The organism is Alcanivorax sediminis, from assembly GCF_009601165.1.
In the GTDB taxonomy this organism is placed as follows: Bacteria; Pseudomonadota; Gammaproteobacteria; order Pseudomonadales; family Alcanivoracaceae; genus Alcanivorax; species Alcanivorax sediminis.
The window spans coordinates 62,118-81,681 of record NZ_WIRE01000003.1 but is presented as its reverse complement, the minus strand read 5'-3'; the positions used below and the strand labels follow the sequence as shown (position 1 = coordinate 81,681).

Sequence of the window (19,564 nt, the reverse complement as noted above, 5' to 3'; positions counted from 1 at the left end):
GCAGTTTAATCGGAGCGCAGGCTGCCCAGAAGCCCGTCCACCACTCGCTCGAGGTCATCAAGATTGCCGCAGCGTCTTGCCACCCTGCAGTGGGGAAGGTAGCTCGCCATGACCGCATCACCACTGTTCCACTGGCCCCGGGATTCCGGGTTCAGCCACCAGATCTGTTTCACCCGCCGGCGTACCTGACCCAGCAGCTCGGCCCTTTCGGGCAGATAGTTATTACGCGCATCGCCGAGGATGATCACCGTGGTGTGCCGATCCAGCTCCCTCTCACACAGACGCAGGAAGCTTTCCAGCATCTCCCCGTAATCCGTGCCGCTACCCGATAACCGGTCCAGCACTCGACCCACCGCCACATCCGGCGGGAAGCGCTGGAAGTCGTCACTGATTTCATCAAAACGCGAAGCAAACGCAAAACTGCGCACCCGCGGCAGCACGTCGTTGAGCGCATAGAGGAATTGGAGCAGGAAACGAGCCGCATCGCTTACCGAACTCGACACGTCGCAGATCACCATCACCCGACTCTTGTGCGGTGGTTTCTGGCGCCACACCAGTGACGCAGGCACCCCGTCATGGCGAATGCTGCGACCCAGAGTACGGCGCGCATCCAGCTGCCCGCGCCGCGATACTTTCATGCGGCGCTGGTGGGCACTGGCCAGCCTACGGGCCATCTTGCGCACCAGCGTCTTCACTTCACGAAACTCGCGCAGATCCCGAAACGCCACCTGACGCATAGTCTGTTCACGCAGTTCACGGCCACGTGCCGCGCCGTGCAGCAGGAATTGCCTTCGCACCAGACTGGCCGCCTGTTCACGCACCCGGGCGCGCCACTCTCGCAAGTCATCCGCCCGAGCCTCACTGGCAGCATTTCCCTGAGACAACTGAAGGACTCTTTCATCCACGGCACCCATGCCCATATTCATGAGCAAGCGCCGGGTGTAGAGGCCCTGCTGGGTGATCACCTGCATCTGGGTAAAGTCCATGGCTGCCGCCGCTTCAGCCATGCGCTGCTGCAACTGCTCTGCGCTGGCAGACAGTAAATCGTTGAGTGCCGCATTGGCCCGCTCTCCTTCACCGGACTGCGTCGCCTGGACCACCGGCTCAGGCATTCCTGTGGCGGTGTCCTCCGGGCCAGCCTCTGCCTTGCTGTCCTGCCGACCTTGCTGATCAAAGTAGCGCTGAAAGGTCTCTTCAAACGCCACTCGGTGCTGTTCTTCCTTGAGGAGGCTCACCGAAAGCGCATCATGGAATTGCTGTCGGGACTCATAACCGACCAGCGCCACCGCCTGCATTGCCACGGTCGCTTCATCCGGGGAAATTCTCAGTCCGGCACCCCGCAGAGCCTGGACAAATTCCGCAAGGCGACGGGTCAGCATCAGCGCTTTCCAAATTTACGTAGCCAGGCGGGCAGCAGCTCCCGCGCAAGGGTAACATCCTGCTCGGTTTTCAATACCAGGTTGAGGGTATCGGCGACCACAGCCTGATCCAGGCTGTCTGCATGCAGCAATACCAGCGCCCTGGCCCAATCCAGGGTTTCAGAGATGGCCGGCAGCTTTTTCATTTCCTGCTCACGCAGGTACTGAATGAACGCCACCAGCTGATCACGCAGTTCCGCTTCAAGCTCGGGCACACGGGCAGCCACGATAGCGGCCTCATGGGCCGCTTCCGGGTAGGGGATATAGAGATGCAGGCAACGGCGCTTGAGGGCATCAGAGAGTTCCCGCTGGTCATTACTGGTCAGCAACACCAGCGGCTGATGGCGCGCCGTGACGGTGCCCATCTCAGGAATGGAAATCTGGAAATCCGACAGCAACTCCAGCAGGAACGCCTCAAACTCCTGATCTGCCTTGTCGATTTCGTCAATCAGCAGTACGGCTGGCTCTTCACTTCGCAATGCCTGCAGTAACGGCCGTGGCTCCAGGAAGGTATCGCTGTAAAACGCCTCCCCCAGATCCCCGAGCCGTGCCATGCTGGCCTCCAGGCTGTCCGTATCCGCCAGCATGCCTCCCAGCTTGTCACGCAGCAACTGGGTATAAAGCAGCTGTTTACCGTACTTCCATTCGTACAGAGCGCGGCTTTCGTCCAGACCTTCATAACATTGCAAACGAATCAGGGGGGCTTCCAGAAAGGCTGCGGCCGCCTTGGCCAACTCGGTTTTGCCAACGCCAGGGGGGCCCTCCACCAGCACCGGCTTGTGCAGCTGGGCGGCGAGATAGATCGCCAGGGCAATCTGGTCACTGCAGATATAACCCTGTTCAGCAAAGCTGCGAGTGATGTCTTCTATGGAATCTATACGGGTCTTCATGAAGGCTCCTGCACCAAGACCCAACAGGGTACCTCAGTACAGGCTATTCAGGCACGGGTGGAAAACGACACCCGTTTGTCGCCAGAGGAAGAAAGGTCAGAGGAGCAAAGGTCATTAATGCAGGATGATGTTGCCCGCCAGCACCACAGGGGCGATTTCCTGGACTTCTTCTACCACCGGCTCACCATCCACACTGCTGACATCATAACGGGCGGACTGCACGTCACCGTCGATCAGGTCCGGAATGGCGTCCAGAAACGCATCCACATGGTCAGAACCAAAGTGGATTTCAAGGGCATCGAGGTTGCTCCATTGCTGCCAGACCATGATCACCCGCGGTTCATCCGCCTGCACATAAACCTCATAGGACAGACAGCCGGGCTCCTTGCGGGAGGCTGCGGCCAGCGCCTGCACCAGATCCAGCGCAACGGGCTGTTGGTCAGCCTTGATAGGAAAGGAGCCTTTGACAATGATCATGTAGGAGGGAACCGCTGCAATAAAACGACAATGTTAGCACATTTTTCGTCCCTTTACTGGCCCCCAGAGCATGAACTCAGTCGCTGAAGCGCACCGAGTCCTGCAGTGGCACGCGCCCTACACGGGTCTTGTTGGCCGCAATATCCGGGTCTTCGTAGCCAAAGCTGATCCCCAGCACTATCGCGGTGCTGTCCGGAATACCCAGAATCTCACGCACATCAGCCGGGTAGTAACGCATGCTGCCCTGGGCACAGGCCCCAAGGCCATAAGCGCTCATGGTCAGCAGTAACGACTGGATATACATGCCCACATCCAGCGCCACGGTCACACCAAACTGTTTCTCCATGCCGATAAAGGCCACATGAGGGGCATCGAACAGCTGGAAGTTGCGTAACTCGGCACGGCGACGCCCCTCACGATCTTCTCGCGCAATGCCCATGCTGCCATACAGTTCCATGGCGCAATCCACCTGCCGGTCGCGGTAAACCCCCTCAAAGCGGGGCAGGCTATCGTAGTCCGGCTCGAACGGTACCCCGCGACTGACCTTGTCTACCATCCGCTCTCGCAGAGCATCACGGGACTGACCGCTGGCCACCCACACCTGCCAGGGCTGGATGTTGCAGTTGGAGGGCGCGTGCTGCGCCAAAGAGAACACCTCATCGAGTACTGCCTGTGGAACAGGCTTGTCAAGAAAACCACGGACGGAGCGACGCTGCTTGAGGGCGTCAGCAAGGGTAATGGAATCGGCGTTCATGGAAGGCTCCTGACTGCGTTTACCGGGCGGGAAGGGAAATTGATCAACCCCGGAGTCTAGCGAGCCTCGATCGTGGGCGCGATGACAGGAACGCTCAGCCCAAACGGCAGGTCAGGCACCCTGGTGTCTTCCTCAGGATGCCTTGAGCATGGCCTCACAAATCTGGTCAATGATGGGTTCAGCGCCATCCAGTCGACCTTCAAACCCCTGCACGCCCAATCGGGTGGCGCAGTCGGGGCATAGGATATTGAACACCAGCTCGCCCCCCTGGCTTGAGGCAGGCAATACCGCCCAGTGCTCCCGTCGGGCCTGCTGACCGATACGATGATAGTAGTCGAGATTGATGTCGCCACCAGGCTCAAAATCAAACGTGGTGGGACAACGGCTACAATTGAGCCACATGTCATACAGCGCCGCAGCGTCGTAGGGATCCCGGGAATCGAATGCCATTGCCACCTCCTGAATTGTGGCCTGCCTGCTCATCCTTGCGAGGGCATATGCTTTAACCGCCCAGTTATAGTGCATGTCTGGACGCAAGCCTGTGACACAGATCACAACATGCCCGCTTATAGCCGTTCACCCGAGGCCATGGCACGACCACCTAATACCAACATCTCAAGCTGGAGGCGGGCGTGGTCCGCCAGCACCTTGCGGGCGGCCGCGCTACCGTCGAGCATGGAGATACCTGAACCGAACATGATCGCGATGGCAGCTTCCGCCTCCTGCTCTGCCGGCACTCCCTGCCCGCCACGGGCGGACACCGCCTGACGCACATCTTCCGCCAGCTCATCCACCAGTAACTGCAACTCGCGCTGAATACGCAAACGATAGCGATCATGGTTGCCCAGACGCTGCTGCACCAGCAGACGGAAATCATTACCGTGCTCATTCAGGTAACGTACAAACCGTCCCACCAGCTCATCCACCGCCTTGGCCGGGCCGATTTCAATCATGTTGCGACGCTCGTACTCCATGGCGGAGCGCAGCCGGAAACAACAGGAATCAATCAGCGCCAGACCCAGCGCCTCCATATCAGGGAAGTGGTTATAGATAGAGGTTGCCGCCAGCCCACACTCCCGGGCCACTTCACGCAAGCCAAGGCTATCCAGCCCCCGACCTCCTTCCATCAGCGAACGCGCCGCCTCCAGGATACGCTCCCGGGTTTGTCGCTTCTGGCGCTGTCGCACTGTCTCTGCCATAACCGTTCCACTAACAACTGTAAGGTTTAATAATCCCATGAAAACGGTTCAAATTACAACTACATGCCGGTTACAAAATAATCTTTGACAAACAAGTGTAAGTTAAACCAGAATTCGCCTTACAAATGTAAGGCAAGGTGATTTGTCACTTATCGTCAGGCAGCGCATTATCAGAAAGCGCTACAACACATGACTGTCGACGGATGTCGACAGCAGGGAAGCTACAAAGGGGCTAAACATGAACTACTTCGTTACCGGTGCCACAGGTTTCATCGGCCGTTTTCTGGTTGCTCGCCTTCTCAAGCGTGAGAATGCCCGCGTCTTCGCTCTGGTCCGCTCCGGGTCGGAATACAAGCTTGATGCATTGCGCCGTCGTCTCGGCGTCGACGCCGACCAGCTGGTTGCCATTCATGGCGACATCAATGAAAAGCTGCTGGGTGTCAGCAAACGCGATCAGGACGATCTGACAGGCCAGGTCGACCATTTCTTTCATCTGGCGGCCATTTACGACCTCACCGCCGATGAGAACAGCCAGCGTTACACCAACATCGAAGGCACCCGTCAGACCCTGAAACTGGCGGAGAAGCTCAAAGCAGGCTGCTTCCACCATGTTTCTTCCATTGCTGCTGCGGGTCTCTACGACGGCGTGTTCAGCGAAGACATGTTTGAAGAAGCCACCGGTCTCAACGACCCCTATTTGCTGACCAAACACGAATCCGAAGCGCTGGTGCGTCAGGAAAGCAGTATTCCATGGCGCATTTATCGCCCCTCCATGGTCGTCGGTCACTCTGAAACCGGTGAGATGGACAAGGTCGACGGCCCTTATTACCTGTTCAAATTCATCCAGAAGCTCAAGGATGTCCTGCCCAACTGGATGCCTCTGGTAGGCGTTGAAGGTGGCAAGTTCAATATCGTGCCGGTGGATTTCGTGGCCGATGCGCTGGACCATATTGCCCATCAGGAAGACGGCAACGGCCAGTGCTTCCACCTGACTGCTGACCGTTCCTACAGCCTTGGCGAGATGATGGATGTGATCGCCGGTGCCGCCCAGGCGCCACGCTGGCCAGTGAAGCTGGATAACAGCCTGTTCAATGCGGTCCCCGGCATCGTCAAGAGAGGTGTCAGCGCCATGACCCCCAAGATGGTGCTTAATGCCGCGCTGGAAAATCTGGATATTCCACCCTCTGCCATGCAGTTCCTGACGTTCCCTACGGAGTACGACAACCGTCGCGCCAAAGCAGCCCTGGCTGACAGCGGCATTGAAGCACCTGAGCTGCAGGGTTATATCCAGTTGTTGTGGGACTTCTGGGAAAACCATCTGGACCCTGACCGCGGCGAGCGCAAGGATGAGCTGCAACCGCTTCCCACCCTGCCGGAACGCGTGGAAGGTAAAGTTGTAATGGTCACCGGCGCCACCTCCGGTATCGGCAAGGCCACTGCCCTGAAGCTGGCCCGCGCTGGCGCCACGGTGCTGGTGATCGCCCGTACCGCTGAGAAACTGGACGAAACGCTGCACGAAATTGATCAGCTGGGCGGTACCGCCCAGGCTTACAGCTGTGACGTTTCCGATCTGAACAGTGTGGATCAGCTGGTGCAGCAGGTCATCGCCGATCATGGCCACGTGGATGTACTGGTCAACAACGCTGGCCGCTCCATCCGTCGTTCCGTGGTGCACTCCTTTGATCGCTTCCACGACTACGAGCGCACCATGCAGCTGAACTACTTCGGCGCCCTGCGATTGATCATGCAGCTGATGCCAGGCATGGTCGAGCGTGGCGCTGGCCATGTGATCAACATTTCCAGTATCGGGGTGCTCACCAACGCTCCACGCTTCTCTGCCTACGTGGCCTCGAAGGCAGCACTGGATGCGTTCACTCGCTGTGCCGCCAGTGAGCTGGCTCACGAGGGTATTCGCTTCACCACCATCAACATGCCGCTGGTGCGCACCCCCATGATCGCGCCCACCAAGATGTACAACCACGTGCCGACCATCAGCCCAGCCCAGGCAGCCGACATGATCTGCGACGCCATCGTGCGTCAACCGAAACGGATCGCCACCAACCTGGGGATCATGGGCCAGGTGATGCACTTCCTCACCCCGAAAGTGACGGAAACCATCATGAATACTGGCTACAAGCTGTTTTCCGATTCCGCTGCAGCACTGGGCGGCAAGGAAAATACACCCAAGAAGATCAGCCGGGAGCAGGCCGCCTTCTCCCGTCTGTTCAAGGGTATTCATTGGTGAGGTCGCCTGACGCCAACAATGAGACCTTGAAGAGAAAACCGGCGCAATGCCGGTTTTCATTTTTTGTGTTTTGCTTTTAGCGTCAGGCTTCCAGCATCAAGCGTCCAGGGACCAAATAAAGAAAAGGCCCCGCGAGCGGGGCCTTAAAATGTTCCGGAGACTACCGGAAGCATACGCAGCGGGACCATGTCCCGCAGCTATAGTCTCTCGAGCCTCTTTCTCCCGCCTTGATTCAAATCAGTTTTTGCCTCGTTTGCCCTGGCTCACCCATTTTTCGGGTAGCCAGGGTCAAGCGAGGGCTTTTCTCATCGGCCATACTGGTCATCATGAAAACAACAACGCTCCATCAGCACCCCGTTGCCATCGCGCTTTGCCAGGCACTGTTCCCGGCCGGTAAGCGTTTGCCCGCTGCCGACGTGGACGCCATGCTCGGCCTTCTTGATGAACAACTGGATGGCCACCCGGCCCTGCGCCGCAGCCTGCTCGCAGGTCTGACCTGGCTGGATCATCGTCACCGGTTTTTCCATGGTCGAGCCTTTCGTCAGGCCGGTGCCCGGCAACAAAGCCGCTTTATCGAAAAGCTGTCGCACACGCCGGTTTCAGGCAAACTGCTGCGGCTACTGTGCCTGCCCTTCAAGGCCATCTACCTGCTCGACGAGCGCACAGCCGAAGCCACTGATTGTCGACCTCCCGTCCAGCTACCGGCCCAGCTGGAACGTTTTCGCTGGCAACAGCAGATCTGCGCAGCCGGAAACTGCAGCGATGATCAGACACTGGAGGCAGACGTGGTGGTTATTGGCAGCGGCGCCGGCGGGGCCGCGGCCGCCTATGAGCTTGCCTGCCGCGGCCTGGCCGTTGTTATTCTGGAAGAGGGTCACTACTACGATCGCCGCGACTTCACCGGCAAACTCAGCGAGGTCATTCCCAAGCTCTATCGCAGCAGCGGAGCCACCATCGCCACCGGCAACGCCACCATACCCGTGCCAGTGGGTTGCAATGTGGGCGGCACGACCACCATCAATTCTGGAACCTGTATGCGCCCGCCCCAGGCCGTGCTGGATCAATGGCAGGTCGACGGCCGGGGGGTGTTTGATGCGGACAACATGGCGCCCTGGTTCGAGCAGGTAGAGGCCATGCTGAAAGTGCAGCGTGCAACTGCCGAAGCGGTGGGACCCATTGGCGACATCATCGACCGGGGTGCCGCCGCCAACGGCTTCCAGCAACGCCACCGACTGATGCGCAATGCGGAAGGCTGCGATGGCCAGGGACTCTGCCAGTTCGGCTGCCCCACCGATGCCAAACAGTCCACCAACGTCAGTTATATTCCCCGCGCACTGGAGCGCGGTGCCTTTCTGTACTGCGGTTTTCGTGCCGACCAACTGCATCGCCAGGGTACGACCATCAACGGTGTGACTGCGGTCGGCATCAACCACGAAGGCAAACCCATCCGGCTCTCCATTCGTGCACGTCATGTGGTGGTGGCCATGGGCACCCTGTTCACCCCGTCGTTTCTCAAGCAGCAGGGAATCCGCAATCCGCACCTGGGCCGGCACCTGACCCTGCATCCTGCCGGCGTGGTCAACGCGCTGTTCCCGGATCAGAAACTGGGTAACAGTCGCTCCATCCCGCAGGGTTTCGGGGTGGCCGATCTGGCCGGGGAAGGGCTTATGTTTGAAGGTGGCACAGTTCCTCTGGCCGGCCATGGTCTGCTTGGCAATGTCTATGGCCGCAATTGGGTCGAACAGGTGGAAAATTACCCGCACACCGCCTACTTTGGTTTCATGATTCGCGACACCAGCGAGGGACGCGTGCATCGCGGTCCCGCCCGCGGAATACCCCTGATCCGCTACCATATGAACCGCCAGGACTTCCGTCTGTTTCTCCGCGGTATCGAGACCCTCGCCAACTGGTATTTTGATGCCGGTGCCAGTGAGGTCCAGATTCCGGGCCCACAGCGAATCGAGACTCTGACCAGCAAACAGGCGCTGGCCAGGTTCATGAAACAACGCCACAAACCTTCGGATTTTCTGATCACGGCGTATCACCCATTGGGCACTGCAAGGCTGGCCGCCACCCCCGGGCAGGGGGTTTGCGACCCGCTGCATCGGGTATTCGGTTACGCCGGGTTATCGGTTATGGATGGCTCCTGCGTACCGTCCAGCCTCGGCGCCAATCCGCAGGTCACTATCATGACTCTGGCCAGTCGTGCCGCCAGCCAACTGGCCGACCGCCTACTCACCGACGGCGAAGAACAAACACCGACACAACAAGGAGAATGCGCATGAGCCTGGGATTACTGTTGAAAGAACGCATGAGCGGCTGGCTACAGCTGGAGGGCGAAGCGAAGCAGGACTTTGCGTTCGAAATCCGCGCCTTCACCACGCAGATATTCAGTCTTTCTGTGCCGCGCTACTTCCAGGGCACGGTCACCATCGGAAAACACTCAATGCGCTGCGAAGGCGAGCTGACCATCCTGCTGAGCGGCCCCCATTACTGGCTGACCTTCGACCATCCAACGTTGGGCCGGGTCCGCGCCGAGGGCAAGAAGCACTACAGCCGCAATGGGCTGGTTGCCTCGCTGGTGACCTGTCCGCTGACACTCAGCCGGGATCACCAACCTATCGGCCATGCCGAAGTTGCCTACCGCGACAGCATGCTGGCCTTCCCTTTTAAAGCACTGCGCCTGACCAACGATGACAACGCCTACCGGAGCCCGACCTGATGATTCCGTTTTATGGACTGCAGGCCCCGTCCAGCGGTGGCCACTACGAATCCTGGTTTGTGCGCGCCAATCATCCTGACCGGCCACTGGCCCTGTGGATTCGCTATACCCTGTTTCGCGCGGCCGATGATCGCCCGGCCCTGGGTGAGGTATGGGCCATGTGGTTCGATGGCGAGCAACAGCGTACCGTGGCAGCCAAGGAGGAATTCCCATTGGCGGAGTGCCGCTATGCCAGCGACGGCATGAACGTGGAGGCCGGCAACAACCATCTGCAACCAGGCAAGCTGACCGGCCAGCTTCAACACCGTGGTCAGTCCCTGCAATGGGATCTGCACTACGACCAGGGAGAGGACACACTGCTGTTTCTGCCTGAGTCGTTTTACCAACGGCCGCTGCCCAAGGCGAAGTCACTGGTCAGCAGGCCCATGATCACACTGGATGGGTCCCTCAGCGTGAACGGTGAGCGCCTGACGCTGAATGGCTGGCGCGGCAGCGAAAACCACAACTGGGGCAGCCAACACACGGATCGCTACGCCTGGGGACAAGTGGCCGGGTTTGATAACGATCCTGAAGCATTTCTGGAATGTGCTACCGCGCAGATCAAACTGGGGCCGCTGTACAGCCCGAAACTGTCTATCGCTGCGCTGTGTCTTGATGGAGAACGTTTCCAGTTCAACCGCATCAGCACGGCGCTGAAAGCAAAAGCGCAGTACCGACCTTTTGAGTGGTCACTGGCAACCCGTCAGGGTGACGCCCGGCTGACGGTGAAAATGGACACCTCCGCCGAGCGGGTTGCCGCACTGACCTATTACAACCCACCCGGCGGTAACAAGATCTGCCTGAACAGCAAGCTGGCAAGAGTCACCGCTACTTTACAGCGCAAGGGCAAGCCCGAGCGGGTGCTCCACAGTCAGCACGGCGGCGCCTTCGAGATTCTCACTGACATATTGCCTGCGGGTATGGCGCTGCAGGTCTAGTTGCGAGTTGCGAGTTGCGAGTTGCGAGTTGCGAGTTGCGAGTTGCGAGTTGCGAGTTGCGAGTTGCGAGTTGCGAGTTGCGAGTTGCGAAGAGTAAAAACAGCCCTGCAGAAGTCTGCAAGGCTTGTCTTTCGAAACTTGTTACTCGTTACTCGTTGCGGATGTTTCTCCCTGCGCCGCCAACACCTTCTCCAGAGAAGGAGGAGAATAAGCCGGCCCCTTGAGCACCTTGCCGCGCGCATCCTTCACCGGTTTGCCATCGGCCCCCAGCTTGCTCATGTTACTGCGATGCACTTCCTCACAGGTGGCATCCAGATCGATGCCGAAGGTATGCCCGGCACCATAGGTGACGTAGTTGATGTCAGTAAGCGCATCCGCCACTTCCACCAGGTCCACATCAAAATTCTTGAGCCCTTCCAGCTGCTCACGCGCTTTCACCAACGTATCCAGAAACACCTGCTGGTCCGCATCCGGGGACTGGCAGGTCGCCTCTGCCAGTTCGTGAAACTCCTCCAGCAACAAAGCCAGCCGCAAACGAATGGTGCGATCATCAGGCACCACCGGCAACGGCTCTACCGGTAGAGAGAAGGAGCGATGAAATTCGCCGACCCGATGAAAATTGCTGGGATCAGTCTTGGCCATGGATTTCCTCCAGAAATGCCAGGATTTCACGATTGACTTCCGCTGCCTGCTCCATGGGAATCCAGTGGCCACACTGATCCAGCAGCACCGTGCGCAGATCCGGAACGTAGTCCGGCATGCGCTGCAGCGCCTTCTGGTTGAACATCAACACCGGGTCCTGAAGCCCACCGAGAAACAGCACCGGCATGGTCAACTGCCAGTTGTCATCTCCACGGCTCTCCTGCCATGACAGATCCATCGCCCGGTACCAGTTGATTGGTCCGGTAAAACCACTGCTCTCATAACGCTCGGCGTAGTAATCCATGTCCTCCTCGCGCATCCATCGCGGCGGCGGCTCAGGCGCATGCATCGAATCCAGCAGGCCGGTATCTTTCTCGCCTACCTTGTACTCGGCGATACCATCCGCCGACAGAGAGTGGAAGATCTTGCGCAGGGAATCGCGCACATCCTTTTCCAGCTCTTGCTCCGGCACCGCTGGCTGCTGGAAGTACAGCATGCAGAAGAAACGATCCTCGAACAGGCGCTTCATGGCCTCGGTGGGGGCCTCAGGGGCCGGGCCACCATAGGGAATAGACATACCGACTACAGCGGCGACAGTTTCAGGGTATTGCCGTGCCACCTGCCAGGCCAACGCACAACCCCAGTCATGCCCCACCAGTATGACCTTGTCGTAACCCAGGGCGGCCACCAGCGAACGCACATCCTCCACCAGTACCGACATCCGGTAGGCGTCCACCGATTCCGGCCCACCTGTTTGACCAAAACCCCGTAAATCCGGGGCTACGGCGTAATACCCGGACTGGGCCAGCATGGGCAGCTGGTAACGCCAGGATGCCCAGCATTCCGGGAATCCGTGCAGGCACAATACCAGCGGCCGTCCCGGCTCTCCGGCCTCGGCGATGAACATATCCAGGCCATTGGCCACCACCTTGCGCTCTTGAATAAACGCCATACTCTTATCCCGGTTTCAGCAGGTTGAAAAAACCATTTCTCGGCTACTTACCCTGCACGACGAAAATGCTATTGTTAGCATACGAAACATGACTGATTTATCATGAATTTGACAGCAAGGCCGGCCACAGGCAAGCCTGCATCATTCACGTTACGGCAATAACAGGGATGAAACCGTGACTGAACCAGCCGAACCACAGCAACCCACGCGGACTCGCCTTGGCGAGTTGCTGGCGCCCTATGTCCCGGACTACTTCCCGGTAGCCTGGAAGCTCGGTCTGTCTATCTCCCTGCTTATTCTGTGTGGCATGACGGTGCTCGGCACCCTGCTGCTGAACAATCAGCTCAGCCGCATGCGCGACCAGGCCGATACCTTTGGGGTCGCCATTGCCCAGCAACTGGCCAATACCTCCCGGGAGCCCATGCTCGCCGATGACGCCTTCCTGCTAAAGGTACAACTCAACAACCTTACTCGCAGTGAAAGCGTTCGCGGTGCCGCCCTGTTCGACCGTGAGGGCAATCTCACTGACAAGGCCGGCATTCTTCCCCTCGCGGCCAGCCCGCTCAATGAGCAGATCAAACGATGGGAACTGGAAAGCGAACCGGTAACCACTTATTACTCCACGATCATGGTGGGAGACACTGCCGCGGGCTATGCCGCTATCTCGCTGTCTGACCGCCCCATCATGGCGGCTCGGGAAGCCGTACAAAAAACCATGATCAACGCCACCCTGATCATGAGCGTCATCGCCATCATTGCCTCTTTCCTGATCAGCCGTCGCCTGGCTCAGCCCATCCAGGACCTGCTCGCAGCCACCAGCGCCATGCGCAAGGGCGATCTGAACTTCCGTATCCAGGATCGTCGCAACGACGAGATTGGCGGCCTGATTGAGGCCTACAACACCATGGCCCACGGGATGCTGGAGAAGGATCAGGTCGAGAAGGTGCTGCAGCGCTTCGTCAGCCCCTCCGTGGCCCGCAACATGATGGCCGATCTGGATCAGGTGCAGCTGGGCGGGCGGGACGTGCAGGCAACGGTGGTGTTTGCCGACATCGTTGGCTTTACCCGCCTTTCCGAGACACTTGAGCCCGAGGCCATCGCCGACATGCTCAATGTCTACTTCGACGCCATCACCACTGCCACCAGCTTCTATCGTGGCACCATCGATAAATACATGGGCGACTGCGCCATGATTGTGTTCGGGGTGCCGGAAAAGGATGACGAACACCTGTTCCATGGCCTGTGTTGCGCGGTGATGATCCAGCGGCTGGTCGAGCGGCTGAACGAATTCCGCCGTGCCCACAATCAGACCACAGTGGAATTCCGCATCGGCATCAATTCTGGCGCCATGCTGGCAGGCAACCTTGGCTCCCGCGACCGCATGCAGTACACCGTGGTGGGGGATGCCGTGAACCTGGCTTCGCGGCTGTCCAATATGGCTGCCGGCAACGAAATCATTGCCGCCTCACCGCTGCTCGGGAACCCCAATATCGGCTCACGGGTACGGGCCACTGAATACGGCGCCATGCGTATTCGTGGCAAGTCCGAACCGGTGGGCACCTACCGTATCGATGGCGTCCATGCCCTTTCAGAAACCCTGATGGAACAACGCATTGCCCAGTTCCTGGCCAAACTGAATACGGAGCATCAACGTGCACAAGGCGAGTAGCCTGCTGCTGGCCGTCTCCGTGATAAGCGGCTGCGCCAGCCTCGGCAACCCGGAAAAGAAAGTCATCGCAGCACTGGAAGAGAAGAACTACGCCCGTGCCATCGAGGTCATCAACGACACTCCGGAGTCACACAAACAGTACCCGCTGCTGCAGGAGCAGTACGCTGGCATCCTGCAAGCCAGCGATGACTTCCGCCATCACCTGGTACAGGAAGCCGAGGCCTATGGCCGCCGCCAGGAGTGGGCCAACGCCTTTGACATCCTGCAGGAAAACCGCAACAAGGTTGTCGACCCCTACGCCATTGATGAGCTGACCGCCACGCTGGCGATCATGGAAGGGCGACAGCTAAACGAACTGCTGGCTGAACGCCGCGTCGAGCAGGCCCAAGCCATGCTGGAGAGCATGCAGCTTTCGGAAACCCTGTCCAGATTCCGCGACAGCCGGGCGGTAGCCGAGAAACAGCGCATTGATGAAGAACGCGAACTGCTCATCGCCGATCTTAAACGCCTGGGCGAGTATTTCGCCGAGCAACAGAAGTGGATGCAAGCCCGTGATCTGCTTCGCTATGCGCAGCAACTGGCGCCGGAACAGCAACCTTCGCCCCATCTGGCCAAGGCTCAACAGGTACTGAATAACGCGGATCAACGCGCCCGCGCCAAACACAACCAGGCGATCCAGACCGAAGCGGAACAGCTGATGGTTCGCTACCAGCGGGACGGCACCATGGACTCCCTGCTGGCCGCCCGGCGTTTCCTCGACCGACACAAAAACAACCCGGTTCTCAGCAAGCACCGTGACCGTCTGGAGCAATGGTCACGACGCCGTTTCAATGAAGAAATGAACACCGGCGAAGCTCTCTACGCCCGGGGCCAGTACAAGGAAGCCTATCGGATCTGGAAACAACTGGCGCCGCTGTACCCCAACGACGAAGAGCTCAACAAGAAACTGGAGCGCAGCCGCCGGGTACTGTCCAACCTGAAAAGCCTGCAGCAATCTTGAGAAGCAACGCGGCACACAGCACGCCTCACGCCTGATCACGAAACCTGCTGCAGGAGCTTGCTTGCAAGTAACAGGCCCCCTCTGAGCCGGTCACTGCCGACACATTATTCGCGCCCTCTGACCCGAAAACGTCCCTCTTCTGCGGCTTGAGGAGAGGAATGCATGGCGGGACATTTTCTGTTTGCTTCCAGGTTGCTAACTCGCCTCCAAAAAAAAACGCGCCTCGATGGCGCGTTTTTTTGTTGGCCAACATGGGCCTTTCTACTGTTCGCTGGCCGCTTCCGCTTTAGCGTCCTCGTCATCGGTGCGATCCGTTTCATAGGCATCGCGGAATTCCTGATCTACCGGCTTGCGACCGTCAAAAACGTTCTCCACCTGAGCGGGCAGCGGGTACTTCACCACTTGCTCCAGTTCACCATCGCCATTGACTTTGAACTGCAGCGCGGTGATGCCCATGTATTTCTCGCGGCTCATCTGCACCAGACGGTCGTTGTCAGCCAGAATGGTCGGCCGCAGGAATACCATCAGGTTGCTCTTCTGCCGGGAAGTCGAGGTAGAACGGAACAGGAAGCCCAGCAGCGGAATATCGCCCAGCAGCGGCACCTTGCGCACCACTTTGCGAATGTCATCCTTGATCAGGCCACCCAATGCGATGGTTTCGCCATCATCCGCCAGCACCGTGCTCTGCAGCTTGCGGGTGGTCGTCACGATATCCACCGCTTCACCGGAGGACTCCTTCACCGCCGAGTTTTCCTGCTCCAGTTCCAGTCGAATGGTGGACAGGCCCGCCACATGGGGGGTTACCTTCAGGGTCAGACCCACATCCTCACGCTGAATCGTGGTAAACGGGTTCGACACCCCGGACCCTGTACTGGTGCTCTGGCCGGTCACAAAGGGAACGTTCTCACCCACGATGATGGATGCTTCCTCATTGTCCAGGGTCAGAATGCTGGGCGTGGACAACAGGTTCACGTCGGTGGATGAGGCCAGCGCCTGCATCAAAGCGCCCCACTTCAGATCCCCATTGGAATCAGTCTCACCAAGGCCCACGGCCACGCCATCACCCAGCGCCAGCCCGGACGGATCATCAGTGACCAGTGCCTGCAGGATGGAATTCACGCTCAGGCCGGCATTGTTGAAGTTCACTGCGCCAACCCCGGTCTCATCACTGCCCGCCACATACTGGAAACCCAGGGACTTGGCGTTTTCACCCGTGACTTCCACGATGGCCGCTTCGATCAGGATTTGCGCACGACGCACATCCAGCTGGCTGATGATCGATTGCAGCTCTTTCATCATGCCCGGCTCCGCACGAATCACCAGGGCATTCAGGGATTCGTCCGCCTGAATCGACACCTTGCCGGAAGCAGAAGACGAAACCGCCGCCTTGCCATCTCCTCCGGGTTTGGCGGCGGACGCTCCATCCGCATAGTTCTTGAGAATTTCCGCCAGGGTCTTGGAATCACCGTGGGTCAGGCGGACCACCTGCACGCCACTGCTGGCACTGTCTGGCGTATCCAGGCTGCGAACCATGCGTGCCATACGCTCGCGGGTAATCCGGTCACCCTTGATGATCAGGCGATTGGTACGCTCATCCGCCACCACGGTTACCGCCCCTTCCTTTGCCTTGCTGCGACGGGAAGCGGTCTGCGGGGTGAGGGTCTCGAGCATCTTCACCATATCGCCGGCAAAAGCATGCTCCAGTTTGATCACCTGCACATCTTCGGACTCAGCATTGTCGAGGCTGGCAATGATCGCCTCCATGCGCCGGATGTTATCCAGATGGTCGCTGATGATCAGGGCATTGGCCGAGCCTACTGCGGCAAGGTGGCCATACTGCGGCACCAGCGGGCGCAGCACCGGCACCAGCTCTTCCACCGGGGAGTTTTCCACCGGGATCACTCGGGTAACCAGCTCCTCACCGGTTCCCATACCCTTGCCCACCAGCGGCAGATTGCTTTGCTTGGCCGTCGTATTGGGCACAATCTTGATGATGTCACCGGCGGGTACAGCAGCGTAACCATGCACCTGGAGCACGGACAGGAACAATTCATAGACCTCATCCGCGGACAGTGCCTTGGTAGACACCACCGTCACATCCCGGGCCCGCACCCGCGGGTCGACCACGAAGTTCTTGCCGGTCATGTCCGCGATCTGGCTGATGAACGCCTGAATGTCCGCATTGCGAATATTCACCGTCCAGCTCTTGCCATCATCACTGGCCTCAACCTGGGCCTGGGCGGTCAAAACGACCACCGACAAACAGGCCGCCAACAGGGTTTTAAGCACGGATGCTCTGAAAATGGACATTGTTAACACCATCTAGGGCGGATAATTCACTGTAAATTGCTGGTCACCACGTTGAACCACGATACTGGCCTGCTGGGTCTGCTTGTAAGACTCCAACGCAGCAAGATCGCCTTCCTCGGTGCCCAGGCCGTGGCCGTTTACGGACAGAATGACATCGTCTGCCTGCAGGCCAACCTGACTCAACAACTGCTTGGGCGCGCGCTTGCCCAGTTTGTAACCCTGATCACTGCCTTGCGCCACTGGCCGCAGTGCCAGCTGGCTGATAATGGTCCTGCGCTGCTTGGCCATGTCATCGGGCCCACCTTCCTGGGCCGCCGGCAGTTCACTGGCACGGGAGACATTGGAAGGCGCCACCTCATTCACCCCGCCAAGGGCGGTTTCTGACCAGCGCAACGCCTCAAGCCGGCCGGCCCGACGCAGGATGACACGGTCAGGGTAGACCTCCTCCAGGCTGGCATTGCCGGGAATGCTGTCACCAATATGGTAAACCTCTCCTTCCTTACCCTTCTCCGCGATAATCGCGCTGGACAGTTCAGGAACAGGATTCTGGAACACCCCAAGCAACTCCAGTCGCAGACGGGTTTCAGGGGCCTCGGTGGGAGTATCATTCTTGGCGGAGGCGACGGCCTGGTATTCACCAAACAGCTGCCAGCTATCCACCTGATTCTGGGAAAGGGTATTTCCCTGGGAACTGCCTGAGACTTGCAGACGGGTACGATCGGATTCGGGAATGGGCTGGTTGGGGCCGTACATCAATAGCCAGACGGTTTCCGCCAACAGCCAGGCCAGCGCGACCACCAGCACCACAGCAATCACGCCACGGACCGGTTTGCCCCACTTCCCTATTTCTGCCAACTGCGACTTCACTGTCCCGCTCTTCCTTTATCGTTATTGGTGGGCGCGGTATAAACCTTGACCCGACTATCAACAAGATACCGGATCATAAAAGCAATTTGTTGCTCTGTCGTGTTACCAATAGCAGGCTTTTCTTTACCTGCTTCAGCCGCCGGCCAACGCAAACGGCTGTGACATCTGGAACACTACATCGTCAGCGTTGCCCCCCTGACTGACCCCCAACAGTTGAGGCCAGGCACGCAACACTGCCAACTGGAAACGTCCATCGGCCAGGCTGGCATTCATCAGGACTTGTCCATCCGGGTCGGTAACAATCAGGGTCGGCGCCGCGGCTTCCATGCTGACCTTGCCCTGTAACACTGGCACCGTGGCCGAGCCCCCCTTGCCCCAGGTCACGGTGCCGCCACTGTATTGCAGCGTGGCGCGGGCATCCTCAACCTGACCATCAGACACCGCCAATCCCATTATCGTGGCATCGACCCGACCATCCGCATTGCCCTGGGGGATGCGCTCGGCCACCATCGCCACCGGCAACGCCAGACGCAACTGCTCCACCGACCAGTTCTGCTGTCCGGTGCCGCCCAGCCAGCCCTTCACCCGTGCTTCCGGGCCTGAGGTGGTTCGGGCAGCAATGTTCAGCCCCGGTGTCAGCCCATGCCAGTCAAGCTGCCAGTCCAGCACGCCCTGGAGTTGCTGCCAGCGCCAGTTCACCTGGGCATTCCACCACGGGCCGCGGGGGGACTGCAGCACCAGAGGAGCGCCACCTGGACGCAATGCCGGGACACGCTCGATGAGCACTGCCGCCGGCATCAGGAACACCAGAAAAACCATCAGACTGGCAACAAACAACAGTGCCAGTATCCACTTTCGAGGCATCAGGCCGCCTTAGAACGGGATGTCGTCGTCAAAATCATCTGCAGGGCCGCTGAATCCGCCACCCTGATTCGGGCTGGACTGGGGCGCATTACCGCCGCCACCATAGTTGTCGTTGCCGTAGCCGCCCTGGTTGCCCTGGCCACCCTGGTTACCCTGGGGAGCAAAGCCACCGCCACCCTGGCCGCCGCCTTCACCACGACCGTCCAGCATCTGCATGTCGTTGGCGACAATCTCGGTGGTGTAACGATCCTGGCCATCCTGTCCCTGCCACTTGCGGGTACGGATGGAGCCTTCGATATACACCTTGGAACCTTTCTTCAGGTATTCACCGGCAATTTCGCCGAGCTTGTTGAAGAACACCACCCGGTGCCACTCCGTACGCTCTTGCATCTGGCCGCTCTGACGATCTTTCCAGGACTCACTGGTGGCCAGACGAACATTGGTGACCGCGCCACCACTGGGCATGAAACGTGTTTCCGGATCCGCACCCAGATTGCCAATCAGAATTACCTTGTTAACGCCGCGCGCCATCGTTTCTCTCCGTGACTCTCATGGTCAGTATTCAGGGGGAGCCGAGT

Annotated in this window: 18 protein-coding genes; 6 read left to right on the top strand and 12 right to left on the bottom strand. The window is 59.0% G+C overall.

Going from position 1 to position 19,564, the window contains the following annotated elements; genetic code table 11:
- Positions 1–5 precede the first annotated feature (5 nt).
- The 6 genes from GFN93_RS16295 to GFN93_RS16270 all read right to left on the bottom strand — a co-directional run bounded on the left by GFN93_RS16295 (position 6) and on the right by GFN93_RS16270 (position 4,738).
- Positions 6–1,379, bottom strand: a complete 1,374-nt coding sequence (locus GFN93_RS16295) for a vWA domain-containing protein (RefSeq protein WP_153502359.1) — start codon at positions 1,377–1,379, stop codon at positions 6–8.
- Entirely contained in the window at positions 1,379–2,308 is a 930-nt protein-coding gene (locus GFN93_RS16290; RefSeq protein ID WP_153502358.1) for an AAA family ATPase, read from the bottom strand. The genes GFN93_RS16295 and GFN93_RS16290 overlap by 1 nt, the downstream gene beginning before the upstream one ends.
- A gap of 114 nt (positions 2,309–2,422) precedes the next feature.
- Positions 2,423–2,785 carry a putative quinol monooxygenase gene (locus GFN93_RS16285; RefSeq protein ID WP_153502357.1) on the bottom strand — a complete coding sequence of 121 codons (363 nt, stop codon included), beginning with the start codon at positions 2,783–2,785 and terminating at the stop codon, positions 2,423–2,425.
- A gap of 76 nt (positions 2,786–2,861) precedes the next feature.
- Entirely contained in the window at positions 2,862–3,539 is a 678-nt protein-coding gene (locus tag GFN93_RS16280) for a nitroreductase (RefSeq protein ID WP_153502356.1), read from the bottom strand.
- Positions 3,540–3,671: 132 nt separating this feature from the next.
- A complete protein-coding gene (locus tag GFN93_RS16275; protein ID WP_153502355.1) occupies positions 3,672–3,989 on the bottom strand; it encodes a hypothetical protein in 318 nt (105 codons plus the stop codon).
- 116 nt (positions 3,990–4,105) lie between these two features.
- Entirely contained in the window at positions 4,106–4,738 is a 633-nt protein-coding gene (locus GFN93_RS16270; protein ID WP_153502354.1) for a TetR family transcriptional regulator, read from the bottom strand.
- A 238-nt stretch (positions 4,739–4,976) separates the two neighbouring features.
- Between GFN93_RS16270 and GFN93_RS16265 the strand changes: the two genes are divergently transcribed.
- The 4 genes from GFN93_RS16265 (at position 4,977) to GFN93_RS16250 (ending at position 10,682) form a co-directional block, all read left to right on the top strand.
- Positions 4,977–6,983 carry an SDR family oxidoreductase gene (locus tag GFN93_RS16265; RefSeq protein ID WP_153502353.1) on the top strand — a complete coding sequence of 669 codons (2,007 nt, stop codon included), beginning with the start codon at positions 4,977–4,979 and terminating at the stop codon, positions 6,981–6,983.
- A gap of 326 nt (positions 6,984–7,309) precedes the next feature.
- Positions 7,310–9,268, top strand: a complete 1,959-nt coding sequence (locus tag GFN93_RS16260; protein ID WP_153502352.1) for a GMC family oxidoreductase — start codon at positions 7,310–7,312, stop codon at positions 9,266–9,268.
- Complete coding sequence (locus GFN93_RS16255) at positions 9,265–9,705, top strand: hypothetical protein (protein WP_153502351.1); 441 nt, start codon at positions 9,265–9,267, stop codon at positions 9,703–9,705. Before GFN93_RS16260 ends, GFN93_RS16255 begins: the two co-directional genes overlap by 4 nt.
- Positions 9,705–10,682, top strand: a complete 978-nt coding sequence (locus tag GFN93_RS16250; RefSeq protein ID WP_153502350.1) for a hypothetical protein — start codon at positions 9,705–9,707, stop codon at positions 10,680–10,682. The genes GFN93_RS16255 and GFN93_RS16250 overlap by 1 nt, the downstream gene beginning before the upstream one ends.
- A gap of 141 nt (positions 10,683–10,823) precedes the next feature.
- Here the strand turns inward: GFN93_RS16250 and GFN93_RS16245 are convergent, their stop codons facing one another.
- Together GFN93_RS16245 and GFN93_RS16240 are read right to left on the bottom strand one after the other, a co-directional pair.
- Entirely contained in the window at positions 10,824–11,324 is a 501-nt protein-coding gene (locus GFN93_RS16245) for a pyrophosphohydrolase domain-containing protein (protein WP_153502349.1), read from the bottom strand.
- Positions 11,311–12,276, bottom strand: coding sequence for an alpha/beta fold hydrolase (locus tag GFN93_RS16240; protein WP_153502348.1), 966 nt, complete (start codon positions 12,274–12,276; stop codon positions 11,311–11,313). Before GFN93_RS16240 ends, GFN93_RS16245 begins: the two co-directional genes overlap by 14 nt.
- Positions 12,277–12,451: 175 nt before the next feature.
- Here GFN93_RS16240 and GFN93_RS16235 point away from each other — a divergent pair, with 175 nt between their 5' ends.
- Both GFN93_RS16235 and GFN93_RS16230 read left to right on the top strand, forming a co-directional pair.
- Entirely contained in the window at positions 12,452–13,945 is a 1,494-nt protein-coding gene (locus GFN93_RS16235) for an adenylate/guanylate cyclase domain-containing protein (protein ID WP_328594822.1), read from the top strand.
- Entirely contained in the window at positions 13,929–14,945 is a 1,017-nt protein-coding gene (locus GFN93_RS16230; RefSeq protein ID WP_328594821.1) for a tetratricopeptide repeat protein, read from the top strand. Before GFN93_RS16235 ends, GFN93_RS16230 begins: the two co-directional genes overlap by 17 nt.
- Before the next feature lie 261 nt (positions 14,946–15,206).
- Here GFN93_RS16230 and gspD read toward each other — a convergent pair whose 3' ends face one another.
- The 4 genes from gspD to ssb all read right to left on the bottom strand — a co-directional run bounded on the left by gspD (position 15,207) and on the right by ssb (position 19,517).
- On the bottom strand, positions 15,207–17,255 hold the full coding sequence (gspD, locus tag GFN93_RS16225; RefSeq protein ID WP_153502347.1) for a type II secretion system secretin GspD: 2,049 nt from the start codon (positions 17,253–17,255) through the stop codon (positions 15,207–15,209).
- A 12-nt stretch (positions 17,256–17,267) separates the two neighbouring features.
- The gene (locus tag GFN93_RS16220; protein WP_328594820.1) at positions 17,268–18,122 is read right to left on the bottom strand and encodes a type II secretion system protein N; all 855 of its coding nucleotides are present in this window, start codon (positions 18,120–18,122) and stop codon (positions 17,268–17,270) included.
- Between the two features lie 132 nt (positions 18,123–18,254).
- Entirely contained in the window at positions 18,255–18,986 is a 732-nt protein-coding gene (locus GFN93_RS16215) for a type II secretion system protein N (RefSeq protein WP_153502346.1), read from the bottom strand.
- Positions 18,987–18,995: 9 nt separating this feature from the next.
- The gene (gene ssb / locus GFN93_RS16210) at positions 18,996–19,517 is read right to left on the bottom strand and encodes a single-stranded DNA-binding protein (RefSeq protein ID WP_153502345.1); all 522 of its coding nucleotides are present in this window, start codon (positions 19,515–19,517) and stop codon (positions 18,996–18,998) included.
- Positions 19,518–19,564 lie beyond the last annotated feature (47 nt).